Source organism: Peptostreptococcus sp., assembly GCF_036639115.1.
Lineage (GTDB): Bacteria > Bacillota > Clostridia > Peptostreptococcales > Peptostreptococcaceae > Peptostreptococcus.
Window position 1 is genome coordinate 1 of the sequence record NZ_JAVWJH010000007.1, and the last position, 14037, is coordinate 14037.

Below are 14037 nucleotides of genomic sequence, written 5' to 3' on the forward strand. Positions count from 1 at the left end.
GGCAGTTTCCCACCAAGTACCTTTGGCGCTGGAGAGCTTAACTTCTGTGTTCGGGATGGGAACAGGTGTATCCTCTCTGCTATAATAACCACATTACTTTGTTCACTTTACTTTGCTTTATGTTTTTTTGTTTTCGCCCTGTCTCTCAAGGACAAGTATTATATTATCATAATAGTATTTAGGAGTCAACACTTTTTATAAAGTTTTTTTATTTTTTTTGTTTTTTTTATAAAAAACGAACTTTATTTGCATCGTTACCTTTGTTCATTCAGTATTATACGTATTTTATATTGTAATCATGTGTTAATATACTTATTAGCATTATTAAGATTATTATAATTTATATAAAATATATTTATATTTTTTTCTTAAATATGCATTTTACACGCATATCCTTCCTTTTTCATATAAATATTTGTTTATTTTTATATAATTTTTTTAATACAATATGAATGTTTATAACTAAATACCCAAAAATTGATAATTACACTTATGATTTTTTGTAATCTATTACTCTTCAATACAAAATCACCAAAACTTTTATAGCTCCTAGGTAAGCGTTATATATATCGCCTACTAGTATAGTATAAACAATTTTTCACTTTTTGTAAAACTAATCTTATTAATATTCCCATAAAAGAGTTTGCCTATACTGTCTATTACTATAATAAAAACAAGATAACTCATAGTATAGTAGACATTTATTATCTACTTCACGGCTGTTTATACCTATAAGTTATCTTTATTATTTTATTTTAATATCTGTTTTTATTCTTTTTTTATACAGTTCTTCTTTATATACAGTCTTCTTTATCTACTATCCTATTTGATCTATTCTTTATAGACCATATTTATTTGCTGTTATATTAATCTATTAGACTGCCACTAAGCTTTTATTTAAGGCTTTGGCTTAGCTTAACTAATTCATCATTTCTATAATGTGAGTATTTTGCATTTATAGCTATAAAGGTATCTCCAGTATCCACGTCTATATTATACGAGTTCGATAGTATACCTTTATTGCCCTGTATATCCACATACTTAATATCATCTCCATCAGTTACATAAGCAGTTTCTTCAGATGCGACTCTCTCAGATATGGTAACCATATCTTTACCCTTACTTTGGTATACAGTGGCATACTTACCACTAATCTCTCCAGTTTCCTTATCTTTCATCACTTCTATTTTATTAATATTAAAGCCCTCTAATACTTTAGGCTTGAAATCCAAGACCTTCTCGGCCTCTTCTACTGTTTTATAATTTATATATTCTACTACATCTTGCTCTTCTTCTTTATAGTTTCCATTTCCATCTATAGGAAGACTCTTTATTTTTTCTCCATTTTCATCATATAAGACCTTCATCGCTCCATTGATTTTTTTTACCGGTTTTCCATTTTTATCAAATACCTTACCGTCAAGTTCATTTGGTAGTGTCATCTCTATCTCTGAGGGGTTCACATCATACTCTTCTTCTACTACGGTCAGTTTGCCCGAGTGATACTCTTTCGTCACCGTAAAGAAGTCCTTACCTATAGTAAGAGATGTTCCTAGACCAATCACAAGAACAAATGCTGCAATCGAAGCTGCCATAACTTTTCTTTTCTTTGTTTTATTCTTTCTAGATCCCTTATCCAAAAAGCTAATGACTTTCTTCTTCTCATTTTTTTTACTATTATAGAAGTCTTCTTTATATGCATCTATATCATCTATATCCATATCGTCATATGTAGCTATATTATCTACATCTGTATCATCTCTTGATTTTTCGTATTTGCTCTCTTCTGCTTTTATCCTATCTTCTAACCTTTGCCTTATTCTCTTTTTTGTTTCATTATCCGCCGAGTATTCTTCATCTATACTCTTTTGAATTTTCTTTTCCAAGTTTTCATCAAACATATTATCTATTTTTCCCTTATTTTTCACACCTACACCTCCAACTTCTTTTGTAATTTTTTAATGCTTCTAAACAAAACTACTCCCACATTTGAGCTTGATATTTCCATTAGCTTTGCAATCTCCGTATTTTTCAGACCTGCTCCATACTTATAAGTAATTACTTGTCTTTCATTTTCATTCAATGTATCTATTGCCTCTACTAGTTCTTTGTTATTTACCTTGCTATCTATTACTACTTCTGGTGCCATACTTATATCCGATGCCTCTGCTATATTGTCCATGCTTACAGTTTGTATTTTATTTTTTCTATAGAAGGATATAATTTCATTTCTTGCAATTGCAAATATCCAAACATCTAGACTTCCTTTCTCACACGAGTAAGACTCTAGGTTTTTATATATATTTTCAAATATATTTACAGTTATATCTTCTGAGTTCATATTATTTCTAGTTTTCATTTTTACGAATTTGTAAACACTCGAAAAATAAGACTCATATATTTCTTCAAAGCTCATATTTCACCTCCATAATTAGATTTTTATTTAGACCTTCACATATATATACGCAATTTAACAGCTTCCATTAACAAATTCCATAAATTTCACTAAAATTTTTAGAAATTTATCTTTTTCTTTTCTTTATAATTATTATATATTTCTCTTTTCAAAGACAATTTATATGATTTATTACTATATGAGACTTTTTATACAGTTTCTTACTATATCAAAGAAAAATATAAATTTTATACATCACTAAGCAAATATAGTTTCATCTTAATCATATCAGCTTACTTCTATTTTTATTACGCTAACTTTTTCTGAAAAATACACACTTTATGGTGTTATCTATGTGTATACTCATCTACATAATTATAGATATGCACTTTATGCACTTTATTTAGATAAATATATGAGTAATATAAATTGCCTTTAGTATCACCTAACTATAGATACTAACTTATACATTCTACTTATAGCTTAATTATCATTTTTTCTATATAAATCCATTCTTAAATTTTTTGCTTAATTACTTAACTTAGATATCGATAAAAGTATATTTTTATAAATCATTTATTTTTAGCCATACTGCATAAAGCTATATTCTTTCCATAAATTACCACCTAATATGGTTTACCTTTGTTATCGATACTGACTAATTACACTAAAAGCGATATCTAATCTTTAACGCAAAAAAAAGCACAATACCCATATCAATACAAATAGGAAACACAATACCCATGTCACACTTGCTATGACAGTTTTCGCCATAAATATCGCCACTTTTTTTATAAATAAGACTCAATTTATATTTTTAATATCAGCGGGGTCAATAATAACAAAAAAGGAGACACCCTAATAGGGTGTCTCCTTGACTTTTTCAAATCAATTTTATTTATAATAATTGATTTGATTATTTTTTTATTTTACTTTAATACTCTCTTTGCAGTTTCTACTACATTTTCAGTAGTAAATCCGAAGTGCTTGAATAGTTCTCCAGCTGGAGCAGATGCACCAAATGAAGTCATTCCTACTACTTCTCCATCAAGACCAGTATATTTGAACCAAGGCATAGTTGCGCCTGCTTCTATAGCTACTCTAGCTCTTACAGAAGATGGTAGTACAGTTTCCTTGTATACAGCCTCCTGAGCATCAAATATATTCATACATGGCATAGATACTACTCTTACAGACTTACCTGCCTTTTCTAGTTCTGCCTTTGCATTTATAGCTACTTCTACTTCTGAGCCTGAAGCCATAAGTATTAAATCTATATCATTCTTATTAGAAGCTTCTTCAAGTATGTATCCACCCTTGAAAGCTTCCTTAGAAGATCCTTCTAACTGTGGCAAGTTCTGTCTAGTAAGAACTATTGCAGTTGGAGTTGCTTCAGATTTCATAGCTGTTGCCCAAGCTACAGCAGTTTCAGTATAGTCAGCTGGTCTATATACATTTAGATTTGGTATAGATCTAAGCATTGAAAGTTGTTCTACTGGTTCATGAGTAGGTCCATCTTCTCCAACACCTATACTATCGTGAGTAAGCACATAAGCAACTGGTAGACCCATAAGTGCAGCTAGTCTAATCATTGGCTTCATGAAATCACTAAATACAAAGAATGTTGCACAGAATGGCTTTAATCCACCATGTAGGTATATTCCATTAGTAATAGAAGTCATAGCCATTTCTCTAACTCCAAAATGAATGTTTCTTCCTGATCTATCTTTTGCAGAGAAGAATCCTTCTCCCTTCATCTCAGTCTTGTTTGATGGTGCTAGGTCAGCAGATCCACCCACCATATTTGGACAAATATCTTTTAACTTATTTATTAAATCTCCAGATACTGCTCTTGTAGCCATTGCCTTATCTTCATGAGCCCAATATTCCTTTGAATCCATTATTTTACTTTCATCAAATTCACCAAAGAATAGATCCCACTTCTTCTTTTCTTCAGGGAACTTATTTGCATATTCTGCAAACATCTTATTCCATGCTTCTTCCTTCTTAGCATTTGCTTCTGCTATAGAATTGTAGTGAGCATATATATCTTCTTCTACTTCAAAGGCAGTTTGACTTTCCCAGCCTAAGAACTTTCTTAATTCCTTTACATTTTCTTCGCCTAAAGGTTCGCCGTGAGCTGAAGCCTTACCAACCTTTGCTGGAGATCCATAACCTATCTGAGTTTTACAGATTATGATAGATGGTCTTTCATGATCAGCCTTAGCTAGTTCTATAGCAGTCCCTATAGCAGATAGATCATTTCCATCTTCTACAGTCTGTACCTGGAATCCAAAAGCATCAAATCTCTTGGCTACATCTTCAGTGAAAGCTGCTTCAGTGTCTCCTTCTATAGTGATGTTATTTGAATCGTATAGTACAACTAACTTGTCTAACTTTAATGTTCCTGCTAAAGAAAGTGCTTCATAAGAGATACCTTCCATTAAACAACCATCACCAGTTAAGGCAAAAGTATAATGATCAACTACAGAATATCCTTCCTTATTGAATTCACTAGCTAGATGAGCTTCTGCCATAGCCATACCTACTGCAGTAGATACACCTGCTCCTAGTGGTCCAGTTGTAGATTCTACACCTATTGTATGCTTATATTCAGGATGTCCTGGTGTAAGCGAACCGAACTGTCTAAACTTCTTTAGTTCATCTATTGTCATTCCCTCATATCCAAACATATGAAGTAATGAATATAATAATGCAGATCCGTGACCTGCAGATAATATAAATCTATCTCTATTTTCCCAGTTTGGGTTCTTTGGATTGTGGTTCATATGGTTTGCCCATAGTTCATATGCCGCTGGTGCAGCACCTAAAGGTAGTCCAGGATGTCCTGAGTTTGCCTTTTGTATCTGATCAGCAGATAAAATTCTCAAAGCATTTACAGCTTTTTGATTGATGTTCATTAAAAATTCCTCCTAATAATATAACTTGCTCTAGTATTAGATTTTCCAACATTGATATTGAATTACCTTCATCAGCACAGTATGAAAATTTTTTGCATTTTCAAACATTGCTGGAATATCACCATTTATATGATACTACATTTTCCACTTTTCTGAAACAAGTATTTTAATTTATTCCCTTTTTTCTGCCATTTTTGCTTTATTATTATCAATATTTTCTTATTTAATGTCCCGATATGGAATTCTTATTTTTTTCAAAAAATATCTATCTTAGATTTTTCACAAAAATAACAATATAAGACTTTCTTTTTCATGTTAAAATAGTATAATATAGTAATTAATAGGAATGAAGAAAGGAGGAAGACCTCTTCCATCCAGAAAGTTTCTTGGGAAGGGTTCAATTTCGACATGAGCAAAAAAGAAAAGAAAGATTCACCAAAGAAAAATCATTGGGTATTAAAGTTTTTAGCTTTTACTCTAGTTTTATTAGTAGTCGCAATCTTGGGAGGAAAAGCAAGTTCAACATTACCTAATATTATCGGTGTAATTTATGTAGTAGCAGGAATTGCTTGGTTTTATAAAAACACAAAGCCAGTCAAAGAAGCCTCTAGATAGTCGTAAAAATAATTAAAAGAAGAGCTCTGCACTTGCAGGGCTCTTTTTCAGTATTATCCTTATTTTCTTTTAATTATTATCTTATATTTTTAATTACTATCTTATTAATTTTCTAAATAACTTTGTCAGTTGTCCTAATTCTTCTCTAGCTATTTTTTTAAATTTTTCAATAATAAAATTTTATCTACATTATATATTTTTCTAATCATAATCTTTCATCAAAGACATATAATTAAGAGCATTTTCTTTTATACCCTCAATTTCTTCTTGAGACAACTTTCTCACTGCCTTAGCTGGAGATCCTAAAATCATGCTACCTGACTCAAACTTTTTATTTCCCGTAATTAAGGCACCTGCTCCAACTATGCAGTTATCTCCAATTACTACATCATCTAAAACTATTGCTCCCATACCTATCAAAACATTGTTACCTATAGTTGCTCCATGAACTATAGCTCCATGTCCAATAGATACATATTCTCCTATCTCTGTATCTGAATATCCATGTATTACTACACAATCTTGAATATTACTGCACTTTCCTACTTTGACAAACCTTTCTTGGTCTCCTCTTATAGATGCACTTGGCCAAACACTTACCTGCTCACCTAGCTCAACATAGCCTATTACGCTGGATGCTATATCAACATAACTTGATTTTGCTATTTTGGGTCTCTTGTCCTTATAATTTCTAATCATTTCTTCCTCCTATTTTTAATTATTTTTCTATATCTTCACTGCTTCATACACTTTTCTCTATTACTTTATAAACTCTTTACTATTTTGTAAGCTTTATTAACCGTTAGTTAATAATCGCTATATTAACTTGGATTATTATATACACAATCATTGTAAATCCACACTCTTGCATTTACCTATAGTAGATCTTCAATACATCTTGGCAGCGACTTTAAATTCAGCTTCTTCCCCACAGAATACAGTATCGGTATATTTATATTATAAGTTGACAGTATCTCTTCTTTATCAAAAAACTCTTCTCTTTTACAGTCTACTATTATTTTACCCTTATCCATCAATATTATTCTTTGTGCCCATCTCCATACAAAATCAATGTCATGAGTTGATGCAACGATCCCTATGCCTTTGTCAGAAAGCATATCTAGGCTTTCCTCTAGCTCTCTAGAACTTTTCATATCTAAACTTGCCATAGGTTCATCAAATAATATTATCTCTGGCTCCATAGAAAGTATCGATGCAATGGTTACCTTTTTTTGTTCCCCACCAGATAGATACTGTGTAGCTCTATCTCTATAATCTAGTATAGACAATATCTCCATAGATTTTTCTACTCTACTTCTTACTTCATCTATTGAAATACCCAAATTCATAGGTCCAAAGCTAATCTCTTCATAAACGTTGGAAGCTATGATTTGATCATTTGGATTTTGAAATACTATTCCCACAGACTTTCTCACTTGATTTATTTGAGAACGTTTATTGCTGAGTTTTTTATTTTTTAAATAGATATTGCCAGAACTAATCTTATTTATCATATTGCAAGCAAGAAATAAACTACTCTTTCCAGATCCATTTTCTCCTATTATAGCTACTTTTTCACCACTATACAAACTAAGAGATATATCATCTATGGCTATGTTTTTCTTATCATAACTAAATTTAATATTTTCGAGTCTTAAAATTTCCTTGGCCTCTTCTTTCATATCTATCCTCCTAAAATTTATACACTTATATTTTACTATATATTAAGCTACTTTGGTAAGCTAAAACAAAAAAACAATAGTCATAAATCAGACTATTGTTTTTTATTAAATATTATTATTTTATTTTAAAGCTATTAGATACTTTTTTTCTCTTTAAGCAATATACCTTATACTTGCTTTATTTTAAGTGATACACGCTATTTTTTCTTCTTAACTATTGGATTATCCTTCAAAAAATCAATTTCTCCACTGTAAGCTCTTGCTTCCATAGAATCAAACATTTTTGATGAAGCAAGATAGCTCCTTCTCAATAAATTAGAATATAACTTGGCTGTAGTTTTGATACTGCTCTTATAGTCCACATACCCTAATCTACTTTTAGCTGATAGCTTCATACTTATATACATATTATAAATAATAAATATACATCTATAAATCAAATACATCAAATCTATAAAAATATGTGGTAACCTCAAACTCTTCATCGAATATATTATTTCAGACATTGGAGTTGTCAGACTAAGTATATAAAGCGAACTTATTGCTCCAAAGGACTTTGCTACTAAATATCTCGATTGAATCTGAGAGGCTTTAGATATGCCTATGTATCCATTTAAAAATTTCAAACTTATTATATCAAATTTCATATCAGAATAATTTACCAATATAGCAAGTACTCCTACAAATATAAAAGTCATTGGTATAGATAAAAACCTTATATAGCTTTTTAAATCCATTTTGCCCACTAAAACTATAGTTATTCCAGAAATGAAAAATACTGCCAAATTCACATATGAATTTTTTGATAATAAACAAACTAGTATTAAGGTAAATGATATCAATATTTTTATATTACTATTTATACCATATAGCCTATTTTCTCTTGATGCTCTATCAATAGATAAAATTGAATCTTCAGCTGAAGTCGAATAAATTGTTAGCAAAAAAAATAAAAATAAACATAATACTAGCAAGGGTATAGTCAATACAGACTTGTAAAACATTCCAAATATAGTAAGCCCCATAATTATAGCTACAAAGATCATATCATCTACCTACCTATCTCGAGTATTTTTTTCTAGCTACTAAATATCCAAATACATAGGCAACTATAGCTACCCCTATTCCTGTTTGAACACAAAATAGCAAGCTTTCAACTTCTCCAGGTATTTCTCCACCAATCAAGTCTTCCATAACAGGAGTAAACCAAGGTTCATAGTCTTCACCCTTAATTTCTGCTACTACTTCACTACCAGCATCATCACTACCTCCAAACTCAGCACCTTTTAATGCAAATAATGGAAATATAGAAATAACTAAAACCAAAACTATTAATACAAATACTGTTTTTTTATTACTCTTTTTATTTGTATTACTTGACTTATTCACATCTTCAACACCCATAGACTCACTTTTTCTTGAATTTTGCTTTATTTTTTCCACAGAATCCACAGTTTTATCACCATTTTTTTTAACATCTTTTAAATCTGACATATCTATACCTCCCCATAGTAATTTAGTTCCTCAAGCTCTGGAACCGCATAGCTTTCAAGGCCAATAATTATTAGAACTGTCAATATTCCTTCTATTATAGCAAGAGGTACTTGAGTAGGGGCAAATACTGCCAAAAACTTTGCCATACTTACAGCTACTCCACCAGTTGGACTTGGATATGCTACAGCAAGCTGTATAGACGTTACACAATATGTAATTAAATCCCCCAAAGCCGCTGCTATAAAAATATTTAATCTTCTATTCACTTTTAATTTTTTACCCAAATTATAAAGTAAATATACAGCTATAGGACCTGCTATAGCCATACTAAATGTATTTGCTCCCAAGGTAGTCAATCCTCCATGCGCCAAAAGTATCGCTTGGAATATCAATACAATAATCCCTAACACACTACTAGATGTTACTCCAAATAAAATTGCAGCCAAACCCGTACCTGTCATATGACTACAGCTACCTGTTACTGAAGGTATCTTTAAAGATGAAACTACAAATATAAAAGCCCCAGACATGGCCAAAATCATGATCGTTTTTGGTGAATTCTTTACTGTTTTTTTTATATTAATTACTCCTAACACCAAAAAAGGAAGGCAAATTGCTGCCCATACTACACAGTGTATTGCTGGAAGGTAACCCTCCATTATATGCATTGCAGAAGAATCTACCAACATACACATAAAAAACGAAAGTACTAAAGATGAAAATAACAGTCTCTTTTCTTTCCTTGAATAATTGCTCATTTTTTCCTCCTAAAATATTTATTTAATAATGAAAAAGACTATATGATCATATAGTCTTTTTCATTATATCTTATTTTCACTTACTATTGTAATTTCTTATATGTTTTCTTCTATAAATTTCTTAAAATTAGCTAGATATCTTTCTCTTTGCTTATTTAAAGAACTACAGTGACCATCATTCTCCATAATATCTAGTGTTACCATTTCTGGGTTTAAATCATGTAACTTGACACTTTCTGTATACGGAATCAAATGATCTCCCCTTCCATGCATTATCAAAATAGGCACCTTAGCCTTTTTCACACTCTCTGAAGGATTTACTGAATCTAAAGACAATCCTGACACTTTTTCCATAGTCTTAAATATTATTGGTTGAAATGGGTACTTAGGTAAATTTGTCCACACTCCTAAATTAATAGATAGATAATCCTTTAAATTTGAAAATGGACTATCACATATAGCGCCTGCAATATCTTGGCTTTCTCCTGCTACAAGAGCTGTCGTAGCTGCACCCATAGATATTCCATAGATAAATATTGGAGCATCTGACTTTGTCTTAGCAAATTCTATTGCCTTTTTCAGGTCTTTGCTCTCTCTATACCCACATGTTACACATTTGCCCTCAGAGACTCCGCTTCCAGAGAAATCAAATGTCAAAAGATTACCTCCAAAATCATGAATATCAAGCATTATATTGTATAGATTCATTGTTGGACTTTCTCTATTTTCCAAATATCCATGTGAATAAACTACAGTAAATCTATCCTCCTCAGAAGCTATATACCATCCTTCTATCTTATTTCCCTCAGAAGTAAATTCAATATCCTCGTAATCAAGTGCCAACGCATCTTTTGGGTTCGTAAGCAGAGGAGCCCTCTCAGGCTTCGTCATCTTATTGCCTACATAGATAGACATCGCTATAACAAAGATCGCCACTATTACTACTATCAACAAAATTACTTTTAAAGCCATAAATATCACCCCGTTTAAATATTTTTCTAAACTACAGATTTTTTACACAGTCTTATAAGTCTATGCGATTTTATAGATTTATAAACTTTTTCTTCTCTCTATTTTACCACATTTTCATTATTTTTAGTTCTTTTTCTAACTACTTTTTATTATTTTTCTGTTTTTTCTGATATCTTGATAAAGCTCAAAATACTACTATTATTAATTAATAGAGCTACTCTTATACCTTCAATCTTTTTAGATTACTGTCTTTGTACACTCAAATCACTTACTTAATCTTAAATTTTTTCAAATACTCTTTTGTATCATCATCTACTCTTCTACTTTCTACTGCTTTTTGAATAGACTTATTCTGTACAAACTTACCCAAACTCTTACTTTCTATCAATCCTATAGTTTCTTCATATTGCTTAATGATTGCATAGCTGTAATACCAGGCTATTGCCATATTAATATAATATTCATCAGTTTTAATATTTGAAATCAAGTCCAAATGTTTTTTGTCGAAGTTTTCATCTAAGTAATTGTTCATTAAAGTCACAATTCCAAATCTAACTGTGTAGGTATCATCAGACTCTAGCCACTTCAGTATCTTTTCATATATTAGCTCTGGATACTTTTTAAAAACTTTTGGAGAAAAACTATCACAAATTGCCCAATTATCAATATAAGGAAGCACTTTTTCTGTTTCTTCTATTAATTTTTCTATATTTTTTTCTTTATTTAAAATATTTATATGAAGACTGTATTCCTCCAGATATTTATGTGGTAAATCAGCTATAAACTCCTCACAAATGTCCATCTTAGAAAATTCCTTGGCAAACTTCTTAATATTAGGACTTCTTACTCCAATTATTCTTTCTCTATCAACTGTAGGTACTAGCTTTGAGTGAAAATCTCTATATCCCATATCCTGCATTTCATATAGTCTTTCTAGAACGAACTCATTTACTTTTGCCTTGTCTTTATTCCCCATAGAAACCTCCTGATTTTAGTATATATATAATTCTAACATATTTAATTGTATATTAAAAAGTAAAGACTTACTTATTTATTTTTTTATGTTTTTCCCATTGATTTAAGCTATACATTTTCTGTACTTTAGTTTTTTTATCAATACAAAAATAGTTTTTATATTTTCCCATAATTTTTTTTATTAATAATTAGTATTTTTTTAATATTATTATTTATTTTTTTAATGTTTTAAACTTTTTTATCATACTTTTCTAAGCCTAACTTTTATGTATTGATTATTATTACTATTTATACCTTAATTTTCCAAAAATTATCACTTTACAAATATATCGTCTTGACGTATAATAATATTCAACTTAATAAATAGGGTAGAGGCGCGATTGACATTAGTAGTTTTGTACAATGTAAGCAAACAGTACAATAATGAAAGGGAATATTGCCGAAAGTATATGGATTTTGCTTGATTCATATTCTTGGAATGTCTGTGAATAACAGGTATTTTGTCATTATTTGTGTAATGGAGAGCTAGCCACATATCGATTTATTTATCTAGATATTTCGGACAAATGTAGGCTTTCTGCATTTGTCTTTTTTAGTATATAGGACTAAATTGGATTAGATGTGGATTATTAGCTTCGTATTTAAATTTTTATACTTTAAATACTTTAATCATACTGAAATTACACAGTTATGGAGAGCTAGCCACATTTGAATTATTCCGAATAACACGTTCTTTCGGCAAATGTAGGCTTCTACATTTGCTTTTCTATTTATTATTTCAATTAAAACTGTTGTTAAAAAATTAAATGCTTAGATTCAAATTTTTCTAATATTGTAATATTTTTGTCCAGAATTTTTTGAATCAATATAATTATTTTAATTTTCATATCAATAGCTAAATATAAATTCATTTAGGAGGAATACATGAGTAAAGTTACAGTTTTAAAATTTGGTGGTACTTCTGTAGGCACTATCGAAAAAATTAAAGAAATTTCGCTATATTTAAAGTCGAGAACCCAAAATGATGAGAAGCTTGTGGTAGTAGTATCTGCTATGGGAAAAACTACAGACACTCTTCTTGGACAGGCAGCTGAAATCACCTCCAATCCAGACGTAAGAGAATTAGATACTTTGTTGGCGGTTGGAGAACAAAACACCATATCTTTAATGGCTATCAATCTAAACCATATAGGTGTGGCTGCACGTTCACTTACAGGAATGCAGGCAGGAATAAAAACCTTTGGAAAACATACCAAAAGTAAAATTGCAGACGTTAACTCAGATTTCTTGTCAGAACAATTAGATGAATTCGATGTATTGGTCATAGCAGGATTCCAAGGTTTCAATGAGAATCAAGAGATCACTACTTTGGGAAGAGGTGGCTCTGATACAAGTGCTGTAGCTCTTGCCTCTGCAATTGGAGCTCCTTGCGAAATATATACTGATGTCACTGGTGTGTTTGGAACAGATCCTAGATTGTTCCCAGATGCAAAACAGTTGAGACAAGTCAGTTATGAGGAAATGCTAGAGCTTTCTGCTCTAGGAGCTGGAATACTTGAAACTAGATGCGTGGAAATAGCAAAAAACTATCACGTACCTATATATATAGCAAAAACATTATCGGAAACGAAAGGAACTTGGATTATGGAAAATACAGATTTGTTAGAAAAAAAGGTAGTAACTGGAGTTGCATTAGATAAAAATATTTTACATGTAACACTTACATGTGAGGATTGTTCATCAAACTTTGTGGAAGAACTCTTTAACCAACTAGATGAACAAGGTGTAAATATTGACATGATAAGTCAGGTTGTATTTGATAAAATGACTAATATTTCATTTACTTGTAAAAAAACTGATGAACATTTCTTAGATAATGTAATAAATAATCTATCAACTGGCTTCCCTACTATAAAGAAACACATTCGTGATAACTGTGCAAAGGTATCAATAGTTGGATCAGGTATGAGGGATGTAAGTGGTGTTGCAGCAAGAGCATTTAGACTTCTTTGCAAGCACGATATTACTTTCCATCAAGTTACAACTTCTGAAATTTCAATTTCATATGCAATTGATGAAGATGTAGCTGAAGAAGCTGTTGGGCTTTTATGTTCAGAGTTTAATATATAAATCTCAAAAATCAGATTAAAAAATTATAAGTTTTAGTAAATATAAAATAAAAAGTATACAAGCTATTTCTAACTATTATATCCAAAAAGTTGGAA

12 protein-coding genes, 1 rRNA gene and 1 riboswitch are annotated in these 14037 nt (G+C 30.7%); of the genes, 2 read left to right on the forward strand and 11 right to left on the reverse strand.

All coding sequences use genetic code 11. The features are described 5' to 3' along the window. The 4 genes from rrf to tkt all read right to left on the reverse strand — a co-directional run. Window positions 1–93: ribosomal RNA gene (gene rrf, locus RR561_RS08370) — 5S ribosomal RNA — on the reverse strand; the annotation flags it as partial. A gap of 800 nt (window positions 94–893) precedes the next feature. After that, window positions 894–1928, reverse strand: a complete 1035-nt coding sequence (locus RR561_RS08375) for a hypothetical protein (RefSeq protein ID WP_332507340.1) — start codon at window positions 1926–1928, stop codon at window positions 894–896. A gap of 2 nt (window positions 1929–1930) precedes the next feature. Beyond that, window positions 1931–2416 (reverse strand): RNA polymerase sigma factor, encoded by a 486-nt coding sequence (locus RR561_RS08380; protein ID WP_332507341.1) that lies wholly within the window; start codon window positions 2414–2416, stop codon window positions 1931–1933. Window positions 2417–3324: 908 nt separating this feature from the next. After that, window positions 3325–5316, reverse strand: a complete 1992-nt coding sequence (gene tkt, locus RR561_RS08385) for a transketolase (RefSeq protein ID WP_332507342.1) — start codon at window positions 5314–5316, stop codon at window positions 3325–3327. Window positions 5317–5724: 408 nt separating this feature from the next. On the opposite strand from tkt, the gene RR561_RS08390 reads away from it, so the two are divergent. Beyond that, a complete protein-coding gene (locus RR561_RS08390) occupies window positions 5725–5931 on the forward strand; it encodes a hypothetical protein (RefSeq protein WP_332507344.1) in 207 nt (68 codons plus the stop codon). 201 nt (window positions 5932–6132) lie between these two features. Here RR561_RS08390 and RR561_RS08395 read toward each other — a convergent pair whose 3' ends face one another. From RR561_RS08395 to RR561_RS08425, 7 genes are all read right to left on the reverse strand, one after another. After that, complete coding sequence (locus tag RR561_RS08395; RefSeq protein WP_332507346.1) at window positions 6133–6630, reverse strand: gamma carbonic anhydrase family protein; 498 nt, start codon at window positions 6628–6630, stop codon at window positions 6133–6135. Between the two features lie 176 nt (window positions 6631–6806). After that, entirely contained in the window at window positions 6807–7613 is an 807-nt protein-coding gene (locus RR561_RS08400) for an energy-coupling factor ABC transporter ATP-binding protein (protein WP_332507348.1), read from the reverse strand. 197 nt (window positions 7614–7810) lie between these two features. Then, window positions 7811–8659, reverse strand: coding sequence for a cobalt ECF transporter T component CbiQ (gene cbiQ, locus RR561_RS08405; protein ID WP_332507350.1), 849 nt, complete (start codon window positions 8657–8659; stop codon window positions 7811–7813). 13 nt (window positions 8660–8672) lie between these two features. After that, window positions 8673–9107 (reverse strand): energy-coupling factor ABC transporter substrate-binding protein, encoded by a 435-nt coding sequence (locus tag RR561_RS08410; protein WP_332507351.1) that lies wholly within the window; start codon window positions 9105–9107, stop codon window positions 8673–8675. Window positions 9108–9109: 2 nt separating this feature from the next. Next, window positions 9110–9865: an energy-coupling factor ABC transporter permease gene (locus RR561_RS08415; protein ID WP_332507352.1), complete on the reverse strand. Its 756-nt coding sequence runs from the start codon at window positions 9863–9865 to the stop codon at window positions 9110–9112. Between the two features lie 96 nt (window positions 9866–9961). Continuing rightward, entirely contained in the window at window positions 9962–10837 is an 876-nt protein-coding gene (locus RR561_RS08420) for an alpha/beta hydrolase (protein ID WP_332507353.1), read from the reverse strand. Window positions 10838–11105: 268 nt separating this feature from the next. Then, a complete protein-coding gene (locus tag RR561_RS08425; RefSeq protein ID WP_332507354.1) occupies window positions 11106–11813 on the reverse strand; it encodes a DNA alkylation repair protein in 708 nt (235 codons plus the stop codon). A gap of 360 nt (window positions 11814–12173) precedes the next feature. Then, window positions 12174–12348: riboswitch (Lysine riboswitch) on the forward strand. A 388-nt stretch (window positions 12349–12736) separates the two neighbouring features. Between RR561_RS08425 and RR561_RS08430 the strand changes: the two genes are divergently transcribed. Beyond that, window positions 12737–13942 carry an aspartate kinase gene (locus RR561_RS08430; protein ID WP_332507356.1) on the forward strand — a complete coding sequence of 402 codons (1206 nt, stop codon included), beginning with the start codon at window positions 12737–12739 and terminating at the stop codon, window positions 13940–13942. Window positions 13943–14037: the final 95 nt, after the last annotated feature.

What these genes read in the sequence shown, in the direction of transcription:
- RR561_RS08380 (WP_332507341.1), bottom strand. Translation starts at nt 2,416, where the DNA reads ATGAGCTTTGAAGAAATATATGAGTCTTATTTTTCGAGTGTTTACAAA.
- tkt (WP_332507342.1), bottom strand. Translation starts at nt 5,316, where the DNA reads ATGAACATCAATCAAAAAGCTGTAAATGCTTTGAGAATTTTATCTGCT.
- RR561_RS08390 (WP_332507344.1), top strand. Translation starts at nt 5,725, where the DNA reads ATGAGCAAAAAAGAAAAGAAAGATTCACCAAAGAAAAATCATTGGGTA.
- RR561_RS08395 (WP_332507346.1), bottom strand. Translation starts at nt 6,630, where the DNA reads ATGATTAGAAATTATAAGGACAAGAGACCCAAAATAGCAAAATCAAGT.
- RR561_RS08400 (WP_332507348.1), bottom strand. Translation starts at nt 7,613, where the DNA reads ATGAAAGAAGAGGCCAAGGAAATTTTAAGACTCGAAAATATTAAATTT.
- cbiQ (WP_332507350.1), bottom strand. Translation starts at nt 8,659, where the DNA reads ATGATCTTTGTAGCTATAATTATGGGGCTTACTATATTTGGAATGTTT.
- RR561_RS08410 (WP_332507351.1), bottom strand. Translation starts at nt 9,107, where the DNA reads ATGTCAGATTTAAAAGATGTTAAAAAAAATGGTGATAAAACTGTGGAT.
- RR561_RS08415 (WP_332507352.1), bottom strand. Translation starts at nt 9,865, where the DNA reads ATGAGCAATTATTCAAGGAAAGAAAAGAGACTGTTATTTTCATCTTTA.
- RR561_RS08420 (WP_332507353.1), bottom strand. Translation starts at nt 10,837, where the DNA reads ATGGCTTTAAAAGTAATTTTGTTGATAGTAGTAATAGTGGCGATCTTT.
- RR561_RS08425 (WP_332507354.1), bottom strand. Translation starts at nt 11,813, where the DNA reads ATGGGGAATAAAGACAAGGCAAAAGTAAATGAGTTCGTTCTAGAAAGA.
- RR561_RS08430 (WP_332507356.1), top strand. Translation starts at nt 12,737, where the DNA reads ATGAGTAAAGTTACAGTTTTAAAATTTGGTGGTACTTCTGTAGGCACT.